Annotated in this window: 14 protein-coding genes and 5 pseudogenes; 7 read left to right on the plus strand and 12 right to left on the minus strand. The window is 58.3% G+C overall.

All coding sequences use genetic code 11. The features are described 5' to 3' along the window. A partial coding sequence (locus NKJ17_RS29240) for a Rieske (2Fe-2S) protein (RefSeq protein ID WP_352691220.1) occupies positions 1-378 on the plus strand: 378 nt, incomplete at its 5' end. Between the two features lie 277 nt (positions 379-655). Here NKJ17_RS29240 and NKJ17_RS29245 read toward each other — a convergent pair. Together NKJ17_RS29245 and NKJ17_RS34145 are read right to left on the minus strand one after the other, a co-directional pair. Continuing rightward, positions 656-886: pseudogene (locus NKJ17_RS29245) on the minus strand (hypothetical protein); the annotation flags it as partial. Between the two features lie 570 nt (positions 887-1456). After that, entirely contained in the window at positions 1457-1606 is a 150-nt protein-coding gene (locus NKJ17_RS34145) for a hypothetical protein (protein WP_502906580.1), read from the minus strand. A gap of 609 nt (positions 1607-2215) precedes the next feature. On the opposite strand from NKJ17_RS34145, the pseudogene NKJ17_RS29255 reads away from it, so the two are divergent. After that, positions 2216-2413: pseudogene (locus NKJ17_RS29255) on the plus strand (transposase); the annotation flags it as partial. Between the two features lie 271 nt (positions 2414-2684). Here NKJ17_RS29255 and NKJ17_RS29260 read toward each other — a convergent pair. The 5 genes from NKJ17_RS29260 to NKJ17_RS29280 all read right to left on the minus strand — a co-directional run bounded on the left by NKJ17_RS29260 (position 2685) and on the right by NKJ17_RS29280 (position 8060). Then, entirely contained in the window at positions 2685-3143 is a 459-nt protein-coding gene (locus NKJ17_RS29260) for a hypothetical protein (protein ID WP_352691222.1), read from the minus strand. 304 nt (positions 3144-3447) lie between these two features. Then, positions 3448-4233 carry a crotonase/enoyl-CoA hydratase family protein gene (locus NKJ17_RS29265; RefSeq protein ID WP_352567642.1) on the minus strand — a complete coding sequence of 262 codons (786 nt, stop codon included), beginning with the start codon at positions 4231-4233 and terminating at the stop codon, positions 3448-3450. After that, positions 4230-5090 (minus strand): hydroxymethylglutaryl-CoA lyase, encoded by an 861-nt coding sequence (locus NKJ17_RS29270; RefSeq protein WP_352691224.1) that lies wholly within the window; start codon positions 5088-5090, stop codon positions 4230-4232. Before NKJ17_RS29270 ends, NKJ17_RS29265 begins: the two co-directional genes overlap by 4 nt. Positions 5091-5163: 73 nt before the next feature. Continuing rightward, positions 5164-7284 (minus strand): acetate--CoA ligase family protein, encoded by a 2121-nt coding sequence (locus NKJ17_RS29275; protein ID WP_352691226.1) that lies wholly within the window; start codon positions 7282-7284, stop codon positions 5164-5166. 2 nt (positions 7285-7286) lie between these two features. Continuing rightward, the gene (locus NKJ17_RS29280; RefSeq protein ID WP_352691227.1) at positions 7287-8060 is read right to left on the minus strand and encodes an enoyl-CoA hydratase/isomerase family protein; all 774 of its coding nucleotides are present in this window, start codon (positions 8058-8060) and stop codon (positions 7287-7289) included. A 160-nt stretch (positions 8061-8220) separates the two neighbouring features. On the opposite strand from NKJ17_RS29280, the gene NKJ17_RS29285 reads away from it, so the two are divergent. Further along, the gene (locus NKJ17_RS29285) at positions 8221-8526 is read left to right on the plus strand and encodes a hypothetical protein (RefSeq protein WP_352691229.1); all 306 of its coding nucleotides are present in this window, start codon (positions 8221-8223) and stop codon (positions 8524-8526) included. Between the two features lie 559 nt (positions 8527-9085). Next, positions 9086-10048: a LysR family transcriptional regulator gene (locus tag NKJ17_RS29295; RefSeq protein WP_352691231.1), complete on the plus strand. Its 963-nt coding sequence runs from the start codon at positions 9086-9088 to the stop codon at positions 10046-10048. Positions 10049-10203: 155 nt separating this feature from the next. Here the strand turns inward: NKJ17_RS29295 and NKJ17_RS29300 are convergent. From NKJ17_RS29300 to NKJ17_RS29320, 5 genes and pseudogenes are all read right to left on the minus strand, one after another. Beyond that, positions 10204-10674: pseudogene (locus NKJ17_RS29300) on the minus strand (CoA-transferase); the annotation flags it as partial. After that, positions 10611-10913 carry a TOBE domain-containing protein gene (locus NKJ17_RS29305; protein ID WP_352691232.1) on the minus strand — a complete coding sequence of 101 codons (303 nt, stop codon included), beginning with the start codon at positions 10911-10913 and terminating at the stop codon, positions 10611-10613. The pseudogene NKJ17_RS29300 and the gene NKJ17_RS29305, both read right to left, overlap by 64 nt. After that, positions 10892-11182 carry an ATP-binding cassette domain-containing protein gene (locus NKJ17_RS29310; RefSeq protein ID WP_352691233.1) on the minus strand — a complete coding sequence of 97 codons (291 nt, stop codon included), beginning with the start codon at positions 11180-11182 and terminating at the stop codon, positions 10892-10894. Before NKJ17_RS29310 ends, NKJ17_RS29305 begins: the two co-directional genes overlap by 22 nt. A 206-nt stretch (positions 11183-11388) precedes the next feature. Beyond that, complete coding sequence (locus NKJ17_RS29315) at positions 11389-13158, minus strand: CocE/NonD family hydrolase (RefSeq protein WP_352691234.1); 1770 nt, start codon at positions 13156-13158, stop codon at positions 11389-11391. Between the two features lie 585 nt (positions 13159-13743). Next, positions 13744-14938: pseudogene (locus tag NKJ17_RS29320) on the minus strand (IS256 family transposase). Between the two features lie 182 nt (positions 14939-15120). Between NKJ17_RS29320 and NKJ17_RS29325 the strand changes: the two are divergent. The 3 genes and pseudogenes from NKJ17_RS29325 to NKJ17_RS29335 all read left to right on the plus strand — a co-directional run. After that, a pseudogene (locus tag NKJ17_RS29325) lies at positions 15121-15377 on the plus strand (transposase); the annotation flags it as partial. Between the two features lie 356 nt (positions 15378-15733). Continuing rightward, on the plus strand, positions 15734-17335 hold the full coding sequence (locus tag NKJ17_RS29330) for an ABC transporter substrate-binding protein (RefSeq protein ID WP_352691235.1): 1602 nt from the start codon (positions 15734-15736) through the stop codon (positions 17333-17335). 304 nt (positions 17336-17639) lie between these two features. Next, positions 17640-18632, plus strand: coding sequence for an ABC transporter permease (locus NKJ17_RS29335; protein ID WP_352691237.1), 993 nt, complete (start codon positions 17640-17642; stop codon positions 18630-18632). The last annotated feature ends 4 nt before the right edge of the window (positions 18633-18636 follow it).

Consider the following 18636-nt stretch of genomic DNA (forward strand, 5'->3'; position numbering starts at 1 on the left):
ATCGTGCAATCGGAGTTACCTGTGATAACAGTAGCAAATAACATAGATACGGCGCCGCAGACTTATAAATGGGTCATTCTTTGCCCTTTTTCCGACCTTCAAGAGGAGACTGTGACACCGTTCCAAATCGACGACAACCAAATTGCCATCTATCTGATCGGCGGCAAAGTACACGCGACCGATAACGTTTGTTCACACGCATTCGCTCTCCTTTCCGACGGCTGGCTGGAAGGGACTCTTATCGAGTGCCCTTTGCATGGTGCTCAATTTGAGATCACCTCCGGGGAAGTGGTTCAAGGCCCGGCTGAATGCCCAATCACCGTGTTCAAGACGAAGGTGGAAGACGGCCAGGTCCTGGTGCGACTTCCCGTAGAGTGAACAAAGCAGTTTCTGCTTAAGCTTTCAGCAGCACGGAACACCAGCGATGGCGACCCAACAGGCCGCCAGCGATCTCGCGAGGAGTTCAATTTTTCAGTGTGAACAAAGGACCAGTCGCATGAAACTGGGGCTGGGCATTGAACCCTATCGTGCGATTTGCACGGCCAAGATACGTAGCGGTGAGCAGAGCGGGCGTCAGGGCCACTATGCGTGTGAGTTCCAGCAAGTCGGGGTGCCCTTGCGTACAAGCGCTCGGAGCGGCGGAACGAAGAATGCGCATGCTGCGTGCGATCTCGGCGGTCGTGAATGGACCGAGGTCGTTGCCCTTCTCATCGAGCTTTCGATAGTTGGCTTCCAGCCACGCATCGAATTCGACGCGCCGCAATCTCCCCGCGACCTCATCGATTGTCGCGTCCGTGATAGGGCCTACGCCGAAGAAGGGATTCGATGGCGCCTTTGGGGGGCCAGAGCGAGTAGCGGTCTTCTCGCGGTCAAGTTGTTCCTTCATCTCAGCAATAATCGCGAGTTGTCCTCTCTGTGAGACCTTATTTGTTTTCGTGAATGTTCCACTCGTACGGGGTATTGTTGTGCAAAGCCGCGCACCAAATTTTCGTAGGCGGCGTGGGCTCTGAATCCCCGTCCGGTGGCGGATCGTGAAATGACTAAATCGTAAATGTCCGTTTGGACGTGGCTAAGATGCTTGCGACAAACACACACCAATTTGAGACATCGGGTTCGGATTCATGCGCAGAGCGGGCTGCCTCACAATCAGAGGCGGACGGTTCATTCGGTTGTCTAAAACTCTTGGTCGCGAACGCGCCCAATCACCCTCATACTGCACTTTAAAAAAGTGCCCTGCCGGTGGGGAGGACACCGGCAGGGCGCGCCGCGCATAAGTCGCGGCCGCGTGGCGGCCTGAACAGCAGCAGCAGATCATCGCTTTGCTTTAGATCGCACAGTCCCGCCGGCGAAAAAGATCAATCCGATGCTGCGCGCGAAACGTAGAATCCAAAAAATGGCCCGAAGTGATGGCGTCAACGCAACTCGTCGAAACCTACGCCGTGTTCCACGGCTCGAACTAGAAGCGATCAACATCATGCTCCGTGACCAGGCCGCGATCGCCGCGCGCCTGAATTCGTCGACTAGCCTTAAGAAGATGAAATGAAATGGGAGTTGAGCGGATCTGCGACAGGAAGCGCGGGGCAGCACCCATTCCCTTGGTCGCCATGGTGGCTCAACCCTAACCGGCTTGATGGCGTTTTCGCGGCGGGCGCGGACAGTGCGGCAGTGGGCACGGCTATCATGTTGAATGAGGACCCGAGGCGCGCACGCGAGAATGGATCGAAAAGACAACGCGCCATGGCGCTGAGGTGAGAACCGCATGTGCTTGTCGGCAGGGGCCGGCCTCCAGCGGGAGCGCCGGAAAAGCACGCGATATCGACTGAGTTCTTCCCTTGGCGTGCGCTCCTGCCTTGCTGTCACCGCGCTGACGGTGCAGACGCACGAAACCGCCACGGAAATCCATCCTTTGCAGCCCGATCTGGTGATCAGAAGCGTGCAGCGTTACAGGCAATCAGGTCGCGGTCGTCAAAATCGGCATGCTCGCAACCCGCTGAAAAGTCGCTGCCGTTACACTGCCGTCCTGGGCTGAAATCCGAGGTGCCGGCAGTGCTTGACCCGGCGCTTTCCCGTTAGGCAGTCCGCTGCTGGAGACAAATGCCATCGGAGTCACGAAACGTGATCTAACAGGCTGCTGAAAAACCGCTGGCTTTTGAGGTTGTGCCGATGATGGTTCCGAGGGGTTTTGGATGCGCGGTGAGGATGAGCGGACGGGTCGCTGTTTTCATATGTCGACCTTGAGGCAGGAGTGGGCAAGGTATCCGCTTCGGGCGATGCGCGAGTGGGTGAACGCCTCACTTGCGCCGCCGGATAAATCGCTTGCAGCGCTGTGTGCAAGACTGGCCGGCCGTCGATTGCGCCGGAACGGTTGCGGGCGGTGATTTTGCCGATGCTGTATTCGCTCCGCTCCGAGCGTTTTCGCAGCCGGCGGTGAAGAAGGTCCTAAGCACGGAGCATTTTCCGGTCACGGCAGATGCTGAAGGCGTTCGCCTCGAAGAGCTTTTCGGGCTAAGGACGACTCGGACACGCTGCCGGACGGCAGCCGTAACGGCGAGCGCAGCTTCCGTTTGCAGCCGAGAGGTAATCCGAGATGATCGGCAGCATCCCGGGGATCGCCGATGCCATTCCACCGGAACAATCTGACTGGTGCCAGCCTGCGCAAAACCCGCCCAAACTGAATGCGATGCTTACCAGCGCCAACGCGCCAACGGTTGCTTTGCAACGGTTTGAATACCGGCACTGTGGCAGGAGAGCCTCCGACATTTTCGGAGGAATATACGTTCAAGGGCCGCCAGTTCGTTATGGAGTTCGCGGAGGGCGGGGATGACGAGGGATGTCTTTGTATGCCTCATGCTCGATGAAGCGCACGGTCTCGGGCCCTTGCCTGGGCTTGCCGAGGACGGGCCTCCCTTTTTGTCGACGCAGTAGATCAGGATCGGCAGCAGCAGGCCGTGGTTGGGGTTGTTGATGTCGAGTAGCCGTTCCAGCTTTTGATGTTGAGATTCATGGCGGCGTATAACCCCTCGCACATGGCCGGGATTGATGCCGCCGCTGGGCTGGGTGGCGAATCGGGGCGTATAATCCCCCTGTCTGTCGAAGAGCGTCGCGTTGATCCGGTTGTGGATCCTGGCGATGTTGGCAAACACGTCGTGATCGGTTGCAGACCTTTGGCCAAGTCGTAGCGCCGCAACCCCATGAGCGGGCACATTCCAGTCTTGCTGGTCCGCGAACAGCGGCCCGGTGACGCCGCCGTGCCGTCAAGGGGAGCGGCATCTCTTCGCGGCAGACCGAGTTCCAAGGCGTTAGCTCGTCCCAGCGCGAGGTTGGCCAGTCGCTGACATTGGCCATGTAGGCTTCGGCATCGAGACCGCCCGAGCGTGCAGGTCTCGATGCTGAGCACGACCGCTGAGCGCTCTTTTGCGCCTGCCGCAAAAGTGCGTGACCACAGCCTCACGCCTGCCAGCGCGGCCTGCGGCGATCGAAGAAAGCGGCGATTCCTTCGGCGGCGTCGGTCATTTCCCACGCATCCGCCAGTGAAACGATCGTCTCGCCGATGACCGCGTCATCGATTGTCGACCCAAGGCGGCGCGTAAGCGCCTTGGCGGCGGCGACGGCCTGCGGTGAGGCCGACCGATAGGGCCGGATCTCGGCCTCGACCGCCTCCTCCAAGTCGGCCGGGGTCACGGCTCGGGAAACCAGTCCGAGTTCGCAGGCTTCAATGGCATCGAATATCCTGGCTGACATGAAGACCCGCCGCGCCCGGCCCTCACCCATCCGAGCCAGCACATAGGGGGAGATCGTCGCAGGGATGAGGCCTAGTCTGACCTCGGTGAAGCCGAACTTCCCGGTGTCGACTGCGATCGCGACGTCGCAGACGCTCATCAAGCCAAGACCGCCGCCGAATGCTTGGCCGTTAATACGGCCGATCAATGGCTTAGGTAGTTCGTTGAGCGCGCGCAGAGCTAGGGCCAGCTTCCTGGCATCGGCGATTCGCTCGTCACGCGCGGCCGAAGCCTGCACCCGCATCCAAGTGAGATCAGCTCCGGCACAGAAGCTGTCACCCTCGCCCGTCAGCACCACCGCGCGCACCTTGTCGTCATTGGCGAGGAGCTCGGCGGCGGCCGCAATTTCGGCGATCATCTGTCCCGACATGGCATTGTGCTTGTCAGGGCGGGCAAGGGTCAGCGTAGCCACCCCGATCTCGTCAGTCGTGACACGGATGGTCTCGAAGTTCATGGCCGCTCCTCTCTCAGGCTGTCCGCGAAGCGGGCCGCCGCCCCTAGTCGCTCGATATGGAGACCCGTCTCATAACTCTTGTCGGCTAACATTGCGGCGACGGCCAGAGTGTCCACATTGCCTTTCGCACCGGGGGCGAAAGGGCAGCCGCCAAGGCCACCGACCGCTGCGTCGAAGGTGCGCAAGCCCTTCTCCAAGCTTGCAAGGATGTTATCGAGGGCCCGCCCCCCCGTGTCGTGGTAATGTCCGGCAAGCCTCCCGGCCGGCACCTCCTCCAACACGGCATCGAGCATGGCCGAGATGGTTGCGGGCGTCCCTTGGCCGATCGTGTCGCCCAGCGAAATCTCATAGCAGCCCATCTCTAGGAGCCTTGCCGCAAGCTGTGCGACAACTGCGGGAGGTACTCGGCCTTCATAGGGACAGTCGGTTACGCAGGAGACATAGCCCCGCACCGGAGTGCCGTCGGCGGAAGCGGCAGCGAGCACGGGGCGGAACCGCTCGAGGCTCTCGGCAACCGAGCAGTTGATGTTCTTATGGCTGAAGGTTTCGGAGGCCGACGCGAACACGGCGATCTCGTCAGCATTGGCCGCCCGAGCCGCCTCGTAGCCCTTCAAGTTGGGGACCAGCACCGCGTAGACGACGTCGGGCGCACGGCGAATACCGGCCATAACCCCCGCAGCGTCAGCCATCTGCGGCACCCACCTCGGCGACACGAAGGAGGTTGCCTCGATATTCTGAAAGCCGCAGTCCGACAGCATGTCAATAAGTCGAATCTTTTCAGCAGCCGGCACGAGGCGCCCCTCGTTTTGGAGCCCGTCGCGTGCCGCCATCTCGAAAATGCGAACGAATTCGCCCATCGGCTAGGCCTTTGGCTAAAAATATCGATTTAATCATCGGCAACCAAAGGATCGCCTGCATGCATGGCGGCTATTATTTTCCGACCAACCTCACATCGACCGGATAGATACCGCTTTCGTTAGCGATAATCGGGTTGATGTCGATTTCCGCAAGATTTTCCATTCTCAAGACCGCCATAGACAAGGACGAGATGAAGTTGGCGAGAGATAGCTTGTCGACTCTCGGAAAGTGCCTGAAACCGTCGAGGATCTTCGCAACTCGGGTTTCCTCAATCATGTTCAAGGCTTCCTCGGGAGAGACCGGTGCCCCGCGGAAAGTGACGTCTTCGGCCGCTTCGACCAACACGCCCCCTGAGCCGAACAAGATCACCGGACCGAAAACAGGATCGTTGGTAGCACCCACAAATAGTTCCGTGCCGCGATCCACCATCGGCGTGACGATGAAACCGAAGGTTGTTCCTGGACCGGCGTGTGATTTCACGGCCTTTGTGATATCGGCGGCTGCAGCCTGCGCGCCCTCTCTCGTCACTCCGAGACGCACCCCGCCCACGTCGGACTTATGGCTGACCGCCGCCGAATCAACCTTCACCGCACAAGAGGTTGCGAACTCGGAAACTGCCGCCTCTACGGATTCGGCATCGACAGCAGCCGACCATTGACCAGCGCTCACACCCAATTTCTGCAATATCTCGCGAGCCGTCGTCTCGGCCGACAAGCCGTTGGGCACGACCACCCGCAGCACCTCGGTTGCCAACGTTGCGTTGTGGTTGCCATGCTTTGAAAGCCAACTCGCCCTCTCAAAAAGCGCTCTTGAGCCTGCGACAGCCAAATCCAACGAGGCAAAAACTTGCATGCCACCATGTCGCAAGATCTGGTGGTTCTCAGGCATTCGGCTGGCGTAGCAACTATGGAAAACGAGAGGAAGGCCGGAGGCTTTTTGCAATGCAACGATACGCTCGGCGGCCGAATTCTCAGCAGTCACGAGAGAAGCTTCGAATCTTAAGTGATACGCTCCAAACATCCCGGATGTCAGGATGAGCCCAACCTCTGGATCTGCTGCCAAGATCTCAATGCATTCAGGAAAGACATCCGGATGGGCATCTATGGCACTGTAAACGTCGATCGGATTTTCGACACTGGCCTCTTCTCCGAGCACCTTTCTCAACTTGGCCTTGGTTTCCTTTGAAAGAGACGCAAGGGGCACGCCCGCGCGGGATAAAGCATCAACTGCCAGTGTGGCATGTCCACCTCCGTCAGCCAGAACCACAATCCCAGCCCCTGGTCTGGGAAGAGGAGTAGTTGCCAGAAGCGCAGATATCGGAAGCAATTCGTCCGAACGATCCACCAGCGTAACGCCCATCTGCGGCAACACCCTCAAAGCGATATCGTCGGCACCAGCAATCGAACCAGTATGAGAAAGCGCCGCCTTTCCACCTTCGTGGGATCGCACTCCTCGGAGCATTACAATCGGGCAACTCTGCGCGACGCGTGCGGCCGAATTCAGAAAACGCCGCCCATCAATGAAACCTTCATTGTAGATCGCAATTGAACGAGTGCTCTTGCGTAGACAAAGCTCTTCGATCAGTTCGTCATATCCAACATCAGCCTGGTTCCCTAGACCAGCAATGACATCGAAGCCGGGACCGTTTATCGCACGGCTGTCTTCGAGTACCGTCAAAATCATGTTACCGCTTTGCGTTAAGACGCTGACGGGTCCCTTTGGGGGCAGTTCCGGCAGGCCGATTAGGTCCGCCTGTATGGTACAGTTCACCATGCCGGACGTGTTCGGCCCGATAATGCGGACCCCGCTTTCTGCTAGGGCGTCTCGCAATCTCTTTTCTGTGCTTGCCGCTTGGTCTCCCCGCTCGCCAAAGCCGTGTGCGACAACAATGGCACCCGCGATGCCCTTTTTGCCGCACTGGAGAAGAAGATCTGGCACCTCCTCAGCGGGCCGAACTATCACTGCAATGTCAACGCCCTCCGGAAGGGCATCAATTTCGGTGACTACGGGCAAACCGAGGATCGTCCCTCCCTTCGGATTTACCGGAAGGATTGAATAGCTGTAGCCGGCCTTCTGCAGCGCGTTGATGATCTGATATCCGCGCTTAGAGGGACTTGCAGAGGCGCCAACCACCGCGACGGAACGCGGTTCAAGTATGCGGCTCACCGCTGTTGCCTTGTTAAGGGCGTCCATTCTTATTTTCCTTCAAACTTTGGGGAGCGGCGCTCGGCAAAGGCTGCGACTCCCTCAGCCCAATCTTTCGTTTCCATAATCGCCAGCACGTCTTCGGCCTCGGCACGGAATAGGCTTTCGGGGCTTTTCGGGAAATTGATCGCCGCCTTAAGGCGGCCCATCGGCAAGGGCGCGTTCTTTACAAGTCGCTCCACCAGTGCGTTGGTACGTTCCGCCAACTGATCCGCTGGCGGAGCCTCGGTTGCCAAGCCAATCTCCAAGCATTTCGCGCCGGTTATCCTGTTGCCCAGCAGCAAAAGACTTGCCGCATTTCTTAATCCAATAAGCCTGGGGAGCCGGACCGTTACGCCTCCCCCCACGTACGTGCCAATGGCGACTTCAGGAAACCCGAGCTGGGCATCTTCGGATATGATCAGAAAATCAGCAGAGGTCGCGATTTCCGCTCCGCCCCCGACGGCATAACCATGCACTTGGGCGATAACGGGCGTCTTCATCGTCTGGATCTGTTCGCAAACGCGCTGCCCAAGCATGATATAGGCCTCGCGCTCATCGCGCGTCCGGACGCCAGTTTTGTGGGCCTTTAGATCGGCACCCGCACAGAATGCCCGACCGTTTCCGGAAAGGATCACACATCGTATATTTGGGTTTTCATCTGCAAACTTCAGCGCATCCAAAGTTTGTTGATAAAGGTCTTCATTGACGGCATTCAGCCGCTCCGGCCGGTTGAAGATGATGTGAAACGCTTGATTTTCCTGCTTCGTAACAACTTCGTTCATGCGTATTCTCTTTGTGACTGATCCTCGTCAGTCTCCCCAAAAAATATTGCGCGTCCAACATTTTGTGGACATAGATTGATCGCATGAGCGCAATAATCGGTAGGCACTCTGACATCCGCTGCTGTAGGCGGATTGGGGCAAGGCCACCGCTCTGGTTTGCATGACCGTCGTGTCCAGCTTGGAATTGATGATCGACGCCGGGGCGCAGGCAAATCCATACGTGACGCCGACAAAAAACAATATTGAAATGTCGGTCACGAGCTTGGCGATCGGCGGCAAAGCAGTTGGGGCCTCGAGGCTTCCCCAAACGGGCATGAACGAAAATGCCGCGACAAAACCACCGTTGCAAATGTTCCCGTCGACGGCGACCCGCCCATACTCCAATTTCAGCGAGGCCCCGTCGGTTGTTACACCGGCCTGCCGATTATCGAGCCCTAACCTGGAGCCCCACATCGTTACAAATTAACGATTTAGCGAATGTGGCAAGGCCTTCCGCGATCCTGCCGCAACGCCCTTTCGATCTTCCGCTCACCACGCCGCATAGACCACCTTGTCGCGATCGCCTGAGATGACGACCGTAGGCGCCTTGATGTCGCGGTAATGCGGCCGTCCCGGCGCCTTCCGCGCCAACGCCATCGATGTCGCTGGTCTCTATCGCTACGCGCTCAACGCGGCGTCGTCGTCAAGGTTAGAGGGATCAAGCTAGCGCCTTCGACAGCCGATCCTCGTCCCGAGTACGTTCTATCCAAGGCACACATCAAACCCGACCCCTTGGCGCGCCTTGATGAGGCCAAACTAATTTGGCAGCAGGCGAATGGTCCTTCGAGCCCGGCCATGCGGCAACGTGTCGGGCCGATTGAAAGGTCCCAGGTGCCGGCGTCTTTATCACCCAGCGACGCACCGACCGGCCCGACAGCGGGGGTCTGCGCAACCCGCCGTCCGCACTTCATGACCCAATGCCTGGCCATCAATCTTGCCTCCAACTATTGCGCGTTGAACATGTTTTGCGTATAGATCATTCGCGAATGAGTAATAATATCACTCTCAGGCATTTGCGTGCGTTCGTCTCAATCGCGGAGCGGGGTGGGTATACCGCTGCAGCGCAGTTTCTGAACATCTCGCAGTCGGCTCTAAGCCGAACAATTGTGGAGATTGAGGAGGAACTCGACACTCGTCTATTCGAGCGCACCACAAGGCGGGTCGTTGTCACAGCACCTGGCGAACAGTTCCTGATGAACGCGCGCCGTGTTCTTGAGGAATTCGACAGCGCACTGTCGCGTTTCCAGCTTTACCATAGCGGACTGAATGGGGTCGTGAGCCTAGCGGCACTTTCGTCGGTCGCGTCCATTATACTGCCAACGATCATTTCCGAATTCCGGAAAGCCAGGCCCAACGTTAGAATCTCGGTAAAGGATGGTTTTGCGGGGGAGGTTGTTCATTGTGTGTCCAACGGAGAAGTCGATTTTGGCATCACTTCCTTTCCAAAGGGGAAAGGGCGGCTAGTATGCGAACGGATCGCGGCGGATAGACTGATTTGCATCTGCTCGAAAACTCACAGATTTGCGAACATGGAAACAGTGTCTTGGACCGACTTGGCTGGGGAAGACTTCGTCGCATTCGATCCTTTGAGTAGCATTCGCAGTTGTGTGGATCGTGCTTTGCAAATTGCCGAAATTCAACTCGGGACCGTCACACAGGTTCGTGACGTCGGCGCGGTTGCGGGCCTCGTATCCGCCGATCTAGGCGTATCCGCAGTTCCCAGCCTTGTCCTGCCCATGATGCAGTTTTGTGAATTTGCCCAAAAAGAGTTGGTGGGTCCGGTAGTCGAACGCGAGATCTATCTTATCCACGATCCAGAGACACCTATGCCTCCGGCTGCCGGAATTCTCATGGAAATGCTGCGGCAGGGGGCAAAGCAGGGATTCAGAATTCCGACCGGAGCCAGATGGTTAGACAAGTCGCAACCTAATTCCCCAAAAAAGAAATAGGAAAGGAGCGAAAAGCAACCCACTATTGCAGATTTCGGAAGAGTCCGGACAGGCCTTGATCCCTGTCATATGGATATGGATAGAGTGCTGAGGGTAGCACCTCCGAAGTCGATAGGGCTCGGCGACGTCTAGCCTTCACTAAAGGCCGTGGTAGATCAGTTAACGGTCGTTACTTCGGTTGCGCTGCGCAGTTCGCTGTCAGTGATGTCGTCGGCAAGTTCAACGAGCTTTAAACCGCCTTCGACGACGTCGAGCACGCCAAGGTTGGTGATGATCCGATCGACCACGCGCTGACCGGTCAGCGGCAGGGTGCAGGCCTTTAGGACCTTCGACTCCCCGGCCCTGCTGGTGTGATCCATGACCACGACCACACGCTTGACCCCAGCGACCAGGTCCATCGCCCCGCCCATGCCCTTGACGAGCTTGCCGGGGATCATCCAGTCGGCGAGGTCACCGCTCTCCGAAACTTCCATCGCGCCGAGGATAGCCATCGCTATCTTGCCGCCGCGGATCATTGCAAAGCTCTGCGCCGAGTCGAAAAAAGCTGAGTGCGGCAGTGAGGTCACCGTCTGCTTGTCAACATTGATGAGATCGGCATCGACCTGATCCTCCGTCGGAAACGGGCCGCGACGCCCTCAGGAATGAGCCACACGGCTTCGGCATCCCAATCGAGGCGAATGGATGCCCCAGTCGGATATGGCCGCCCCGTTTGCATGCAAGCGGCGATCAATGGTGTGCCGCGCACTGTCTCGACATGATAACGAACGGTCTGGCCGAGATAGACGGATTCGATGACGGTCGCGGGACACCCCGCTCCGAATTCGGCCCGAGCCGCGCACGTGTTCAGGCCGTATGCTGATGGCAACCAGCGAACCGGACGTTCCTGGCACCATGCCGGATCACTCCGCCGTCAAAGCAATTGGTAGTGCCGAGAAAGCGTGCAACAAACCGGTTGGCAGGTCTGGTATAGGCTTCCAATGGCTCGGCGATCTGCTGAACCGCGCCGTCGGCCAGGACTAGCACGCGATCCGAGAGGGAAAGCGCTTCCTCCTGATCGTGGGTGACCAGGATTGTGATAATTCCGAGTTTGCGTTGCAATTGTTTCAGCTCAACTTGCAACTGCGCGCGCAGCATTGAGCGCGAGGTTGCGCACCTCCATGTCTTCGCTCATACACTGGCGAAGTTGGGTCATGACAAACTCCTTTGTCGGATGGATGGGCCGCAAGCAGGCACACTCCATGCTGAAGCGCGGACGAACGACGCCATAACGATCGCGCCGTCGGCCTACACCTCCCTTGCGGCTCCGCGAACGCGGAGCGGGTCAGTCCAATGGCTTCTGCTCAAGGCTCGATAATCGGCAGGTCGATGTAACAACCGGTGGGGCCTCGATGAAATTGAAGGATCGGCGGCTCGCCATCGACAGGAACATTTGCAAAAGTGGTTTTGTCGCTACCGGCGAGACACACCCTCAGCCGGTAGCCGGCGGGAACACGGGCGGAAATTGGATGCAACGTAAAGGTCAGGATCGCCGCCTCGCCCGGGATAAGCGGTTCGGCGTCGCGTCTCAGGTAGCTGTGCTGCGGTCCTAGAGCGCTGAATGGTGAGTCGGCCCAAACCTTCCGGTGAAGTGCACGAAGCTGCCCTTCCGTCAGGTAAAGGGACGCTCCGTCCGACCGTACGGCTTCAAGAAACACCAAAAAGGCACCGTCGTCACGGGTGGAGGTAACGTTCAAATGGACGAAGGGATGTCCGGTAATCTCTAGGTCATGCGTCAAAGGCTCGCCCGTGTAAGCAAGGCCAGCGGCGTCAAACCGCCGCCTGTCTCCATAGTCCACCTGTCTGCAATCAATCTGGGTTGCCCATCGGCTCGTTTCAACGTCACCCGCTGTAGGGTCGACCTGAAGCGAGTCGAAGCCCGCCTCTCCGGGCGATGAGTTCAACCGGGACCCACTTGCCATGTGCCACCGTTGATGCATGGCCGGGGGCGGCCAGGACCGGGTCGATTTCCACGCACCTTCGCCGAGCGTATAGTAGTGAAGGATCTTCCCATGCTCGTGGGCAGCCTGGCCGTTGAAGCACAAGTCCGCGAAGCGGATGTCATTTGCGTGCTGCGTCGCGATGGTTGGAAGGATCGTCTCGCCGGGAGCACGGAGGGGATCATAGGCATAGTCGCCACCATGGTTCCACGGACCAATGATCACGTTCATCGGATTTGACTGGCCGAGGAAGCGACGAATAGCACCTTGCGCAGTTCCACCGTCAAACCAGCCCGCCAAGTTCTGGGTTGGGGTGCCTGAGCGAGAGATCCGGTCCGCTACCTCCTGGGTACTCCAGTCGAGCATTGAGTCTCCCCAGGTGCTCGGGCGATCATCCTTAAACTTCACCTGCTGGAATCCCTCCGATATGGGCGCCGCGCGCTCGTGATCGCGTAGGGCCGCAGCAAGGTCTGCCTCGCCGTCGAGTCCTGTGGGACGAACGCCCGGCGAGCGCTGGCCGTTGGCGAGAATCTTCACATTGCGGTCGAGCTCTTTGACGCGGTCGGACCAGGTTTGCACGACGAAGAGGTTGGGTAATCCGCCGGGAAAAAAGCAATCCTCATAAGAATCATAGTCCGCAAACCGCGGTATGATGCCCTTCAGGGCCGGATGATTTCGCTCCGCCATCCAATCCGCCGTGTTGGCAGTATAGGACAGGCCGTACCCCACCACACGACCTGTGGACCAGGGCTGGGCGACGATCCAGTCGAGCACTTCGCTGAAATCCAGCGTTTCGGCGCGTGAACGGTGATAAGGCCACACGCCGAAAGAGGCTCCGGTTCCGCGAACATCTCCAACGACCACGGCATAGCCATGCGGCACAAGCCCGGTTGCAAACTCGTGGGGCGGACCCTCTTTGACCCCACGCCAGTAGCGCGTCATCACCAGAATGGTGTCGCGCTTAACGTTACCACCGTCACCCATTGGACGGGCGACATCCAAGGCAATCCTTACGCCGTCGCGCGTCGTCACGTAAGTGGATTCCAGCGGGCCGACCCTATAAGGCTTGGCGGCAGCACCCTCGAAGTCATAGCCAAAGATCGAATGTGGCGTTTCCTGAGACGAGATGCTCATGCAGGTCCCCCTATCGCGACATCGTTCCCGAATGCATCGAAATTATCGCGTCCGATCCGCAGGTAGGCTCGTTCTAGCGATCAGGATGATTGGCGCCTAGCACAGCATTGCGTCCAACATTTTTTGGGCATGGATTAATCGCGAATCAGCAACAGTATGACCCTTAGGCATCTTCGGACGTTCATCGCGCGGGGCGCCGATATGGATTGGGTTCTTCCGCATGGTTGGTGCAGGTTGCGGGATTCGCGGAACGGTACAATAAGTTCATAGAGTCGGAATCGGAGTCGACGCCGTGATTTGCCCGTGCTCCACGACTTCCATCGCTGATTTCACCCCAGCTTCGATTGTCCAAATTCTGCCGCAGGCCGAGAGGGTGGTGTCGCTTGTGGCCCGGTGAAGTCGATAGACTTGTGCTGTCCATGTTGCGGCCGCCTAACCCGCCGGGTCCACAGTCACCACATGCGCCGGTTGAGCGATCTGCCGTGGCAGGGGTGGGTTGGGTTTCGATGCGCCGATTCACAGTGCTGCGCCGGATCTTCAGGTTGTGTGCGTCAAGTTCTGCAAAATGGGCGATCATGAAACTGGTCATGCGGCTTGGCGTAGAGCGAGCTTCTTGTGCTCGCGCAGATCATCCATGTTGATATAGCGGTTGGCCTCCATCCAGTTTTCGTTGGTTTCGACGGCCAGCGCCCTGACCAGGCGCAGGCAGCTTTCGGCGTTCGGGAAGATGCGCACGACATAGGTGCGCCGGCGGATTTCCTCGTTGAGCCGTTCAAGCATGTTGGTGGACTTGAGGTGCTTGTGATGCTGACGCGGCAGCCGGAAGAAAGTCAGCGTCTGTTCTATGGCTTCTTCCGCCCAGGTGGCCAGCCGCGGGTAGCGGGCGGACCATTTGGACAGCCACGCGGCGAGATCGGCCTTGGCCTCGGCGAGATCGCGCCGGTCGTAGAGCCAGCGCAGTTCCTGCAGACAATCGTCGCCGTGCTTCCTGGGCAGGTGATCGAGCGCGTTCCTGAGGAAGTGGACGTAGCAGCGCTGCCATGCTGCTTCCGGGATCACCTCGCCGATCGCCGCGACCAGGCCGGCATGGTCGTCGGACACGGCCAGTTCGACGCCCTTGAGACCGCGTCGTTTCAAGCCGACGAGGAAGTCCTTCCAGGCCGAGCGGCTCTCGCGATTGGCCATCTCCACGGCCAGGATCTGCCGGCGCCCGTCCCAGTCGATGCCGACCGCGATCAGCACCGCCTGGCTCATCACGATGCCGGCTTCGCGCACTTTCTCGTAGCGGGCATCGAGAATGAGGTAGGGGAATGGCTCCTGAAGCGGTCGTTCGGCAAACGCCTTCAGGCTCTCGTCCAGGCGCTTGTTGATGGCCGAGATCGACGAAGCCGAGAACGCATGACCGCACAGCTCTTCCGTGATCGCCTTGACCTTGCGGGTCGACACGCCCTGCACATACATCTCCGCAAGCGTCGCAACCAAGGCCCGCTCCGAACGCTGGTAGCGCTCGAACAGCTCGGTGGAGAAGTGACGCCCGGTCCTGTGGAACCCGCAGCTCAAGCTTGCCCACCCGGGTGACCAGGGTGCGGCCGTAGTAACCCGAGCGATACCCAAGGCGCTCAGGCGTGCGTTCGCCCTTCGAAGCACCCAGCGCCTCCTCCATCTCGGCCTCGAGAACCTCCTGCATTACCGCACGGATCACTTCGTGCAGCCCCTCCGGGTTCGAAAGCAGAATGTCTTTGACGGCAGCGCTGGTCGATTTACCTTCTGTCTTGGTCATGGTGGCGTTCCTTCCAGGAATCGGTGACGTTGAACATCACCAGCCTGCCATGACCGCCCTCTCTCAGCGAATTTGCAGAACTCTCAGCACACTACCGATCTTCACTGAGTGGCTTCCCGATACAGTCAACCGAAGGCTCGACGCACCGTTCGGCTCGGCGAAAGCCGGCTGGCAATCGCCTTCTCTCGGATAGGCTCGCCATTCCGGCGAGCGGCGACACGCTGTTGCAGATGATCCGCGCGGCTGGGTTCGAGCCGCCGGAAGCGCCGCGTGTGGTCGGCATCAACGACTGGGCCTGGCGCAAGGGCCAGCGCTACGGAACGATCATCTGCGATGTTGAGCGTAATCGCGTCCTCGATCTATTGCCGGATCGAAATGCCGACACGGTCGCACCATGGCTGGAACGCATCCTGGCATCGAGGTTATCGCGCGCGATCGCGTACCGCTTAGACTGGAAATGTCCGGGACATTGTTGCTCGTACGCGATCACTCTATGCCCACATAATATTAGACGCGCAATAGTTTTTGGACCATTCTGTCAAACCACCGCTTGAGAAGCAGCGTTTCAAGTTTTCTTGTGGAAACCCGAAAGCCTGACAAGTGCTCCCGCTAGGGAGGTGGCGGCGTCACCCGTGCGGCGGTCATCACAAGGAGCGGGAGGGAAAACGGCTGCGACCTGCGCCTTCGCCAAGGATGCGCACGCCTCTGAGGCGTGCCGCAATCGAAACCGCACAGCGGCACGGCACCGTTCAAAAGCATCAAGACAACAACGAACAAGACAATCGGGAGCTTTCTATGTCTAAGGGGAATAAACAAACGGGTGATTTCCAGTCTAGCCAGATTTCTCGCCGCGAACTCCTAGCTAGCGTGGCCGCCTCGGCTGCACTGGCTGGCGTGGGCTCCGTCATGCTGAAGCCCGGGCTTGCGAATGCGGCCGAACCGACCAAGGGCGGATTTATGAAATTCGGCCTGGCGGATGGATCGCAGACCGACACGCTCGATCCAGCTACATGGCCCAGCTCGTTCGCACTTGCGGCGCTCGGCGGGTCAATGTGCAACAATTTGACTGAGATCCTCCCAGACGGCTCGGTGGTGCCGGATTTGGCTGAGAGCTTTGAACCTTCGGGGGGCGCTGCCAAGTGGGTGTTCAAGCTCCGCAAGGGCTCCACTTTCCACAACGGCAAAAATGTCACCCCTGCGGACGTTATCGCATCTATGCGACACCATATGGGCGAAGGGACTAACTCCGGCGCGAAGGCCATGTTGGCGCAGGTTGGGTCGATCGAGGCTGATGGGAAGGACGCTGTCACCTTCACACTGAACAGCGGCGTCGCTGACTTCCCGTACCTGCTCGCCGACTTCCATCTGCCAATCATGCCGGCAAAGGCCGGGGGCGGCCTGGACTGGTCTGCGAAGGTCGGTACCGGCCCTTTCCTGCTTGAGCAATTCGAGCCTGGCGTGGGCGCGAAGCTAAAACGCAATCCGAATTACTACAAGGAAGGCAAGCCTTATCTTGACGAGGCCGAGTTCATCGTCATCACGGACGCCGTTGCCCGCACCAATGCACTCGTCACCGACGAGGTGCAGTATATGGAAGAGGTCGATATCAAGACCCTCAACATGTTGAAACGCAATGCGGACATCGCGATACAGCTGGTACCCAGTGCGCGTCATGATTCTTTCGACATGAACACGCAGATGGAGCCATTCAACAACAATGATGTTCGCTTGGCTCTTAAGTACGCCATCAATCGAGAGGAGATTTTAGACAAGGTCTATTTCGGCACGGCGCGACTCGGAAATGACAACCCCTTGGCGCAGTCGATGCCCTTTGCGATTGATCCGCAGCCGCAACATGTCTTCAATATCGAGAAAGCTAAGGAGCACCTGAAGAAGGCCGGCTACGAGACCCTGAAGATCGACCTGTCGGTAGCTCCGGCGGCTGCAACAGGATCCGTTGAAACCGCCGCTCTGTTCAAGGAGCAAGCCGCCAAGGCGGGCATTGAAATCAATCTGGTTCAAGAGGCCGACGACGGCTACTGGGATAAGGTGTGGCTAAAGAAGCCGTTCGTTTCGGTCGGCTATTTTGGACGGGCAACCAGCGACTGGCTCTTCACCCAATTTTATCAGACGGGCGCAGCGTGGAATTCGACCCATTTCAGCCACAAGAAGTTCGATGAGCTCCTCGCTGCAGCTCGCGGCGAAACCGACCAAGCCAAGCGCGCTGCTCAATACGCGGAAATGCAGCAGATTTTGCACGACGAAGGTGGCGCGATTGTGTATGCCTTCTTAAACTATACCAATGCCGTCTCCAAAAAGGTTGGTTTCAACAAAGTCGGCGGTGTATTTCCGCTGGACAATGGGCGTGCGTCTGAACGCTGGTGGTTGACTGCATAGTTTGGAAATCGAACGATTGCGCGAGCGCCTGATTCTCCAGGCGCTCATCACCTTGACGCGTTTCTTCCTTGGAACTCGGCTCAATGCCGATTGTGAACACGCCACGTAAGGGCATGCGATTACAACGTCTTCGGCGGTGGCTCCGTAGGTTGTAGCACGCTGCGCGCTACATCAATGGGCAAATGTCCAATCGCGGATCTTCGCGGCTGACATCTGCCTGCCGACCGGCATCGACGACAACGGTTGTACCGCATCTCAATGTCCCAGCGATAGTGACTACTCGACTACTCGGAAGGCCGAAGAAATGATCCCCCGCAATTTAAAGATGATACCGCCTCTTGTCCGAACGATCATCTCTCGACTGCTCCTCGGCGTATTGACGCTCGCGGCTGTCTCGGTCATCATCTTTTCGACCGTCAGCATGCTTCCAGGCAACTTTGCGACCGCGATTTTGGGTCAGTCCGCCACCCCGGAAACAGTTGCGGCTTTTAAGTCCCGTCTCGGCCTCGATCAATCCATCGCGACCCGTTACTTCAAATGGGTTAGCGGCATCCTGCATGGTGATCTCGGCGAATCCTTGTCGTCCAGTCCAGGTGAACCTCGATTCGTTGCGGACATCATTTCATCGCGCCTCCGCAACACATTCCTGTTGGCTAGTCTGACCGCGCTCATCGCAGTTCCACTTTCGATCGTCCTCGGCGTCCTCTCCGCACTGTATCGGGGTGCCGCCTTTGACCGCGTGGTAAACGGAGTTTCGCTAACCACGATCTCAATTCCAGAATTCTTTGTAGCGTATATCCTGCTCATTTTTGTCGCCGTAAGACTGCGTTGGCTGCCGACCCTGTCCAATGTCAAAGACAGCATGGACGTCGTCGAGTGGGTCTGGCGTATGACCTTGCCCGTCTTGACCCTGACAATCGGGATTATTGCCCATATGATGCGCATGACCAGGTCGGCGATTATCGGCGTGTTATCCAGCCCCTATATCCACATGGCAAAATGCAAAGGTGCTTCTCCAGCACGAGTCATCCTGCGGCACGCCTTGCCCAACGCTTGGGCCCCCATTGCCTATGTCGTCGCCGTGAATCTGGCTTACTTGGTGGTGGGCGTCGTGGTGGTGGAGACAGTCTTTGTCTATCCCGGGATAGGCCAGACAATGGTGGATGCAGTGCGCACACGCGACATACCGGTGGTGCAAGCATGCGCACTTATATTTGCGAGCGCCTACATCCTCCTGAATCTCCTTGCGGACATTGTCGCAATCTCCACGAATCCTAAGCTGCTCCACCCGAGGTGATGGA

The sequence above is a fragment of the Mesorhizobium sp. M0208 genome (assembly GCF_040322015.1).
Classification (GTDB): domain Bacteria; phylum Pseudomonadota; class Alphaproteobacteria; order Rhizobiales; family Rhizobiaceae; genus Mesorhizobium.

What these genes read in the sequence shown, in the direction of transcription:
- NKJ17_RS29265 (WP_352567642.1), bottom strand. Translation starts at nt 4,233, where the DNA reads ATGAACTTCGAGACCATCCGTGTCACGACTGACGAGATCGGGGTGGCT.
- NKJ17_RS29280 (WP_352691227.1), bottom strand. Translation starts at nt 8,060, where the DNA reads ATGAACGAAGTTGTTACGAAGCAGGAAAATCAAGCGTTTCACATCATC.
- NKJ17_RS29330 (WP_352691235.1), top strand. Translation starts at nt 15,734, where the DNA reads ATGTCTAAGGGGAATAAACAAACGGGTGATTTCCAGTCTAGCCAGATT.
- NKJ17_RS29275 (WP_352691226.1), bottom strand. Translation starts at nt 7,284, where the DNA reads ATGGACGCCCTTAACAAGGCAACAGCGGTGAGCCGCATACTTGAACCG.
- NKJ17_RS34145 (WP_502906580.1), bottom strand. Translation starts at nt 1,606, where the DNA reads ATGGCGACCAAGGGAATGGGTGCTGCCCCGCGCTTCCTGTCGCAGATC.
- NKJ17_RS29295 (WP_352691231.1), top strand. Translation starts at nt 9,086, where the DNA reads ATGAGTAATAATATCACTCTCAGGCATTTGCGTGCGTTCGTCTCAATC.
- NKJ17_RS29315 (WP_352691234.1), bottom strand. Translation starts at nt 13,158, where the DNA reads ATGAGCATCTCGTCTCAGGAAACGCCACATTCGATCTTTGGCTATGAC.
- NKJ17_RS29285 (WP_352691229.1), top strand. Translation starts at nt 8,221, where the DNA reads ATGACCGTCGTGTCCAGCTTGGAATTGATGATCGACGCCGGGGCGCAG.
- NKJ17_RS29310 (WP_352691233.1), bottom strand. Translation starts at nt 11,182, where the DNA reads ATGCTGCGCGCGCAGTTGCAAGTTGAGCTGAAACAATTGCAACGCAAA.
- NKJ17_RS29270 (WP_352691224.1), bottom strand. Translation starts at nt 5,090, where the DNA reads ATGGGCGAATTCGTTCGCATTTTCGAGATGGCGGCACGCGACGGGCTC.
- NKJ17_RS29335 (WP_352691237.1), top strand. Translation starts at nt 17,640, where the DNA reads ATGATCCCCCGCAATTTAAAGATGATACCGCCTCTTGTCCGAACGATC.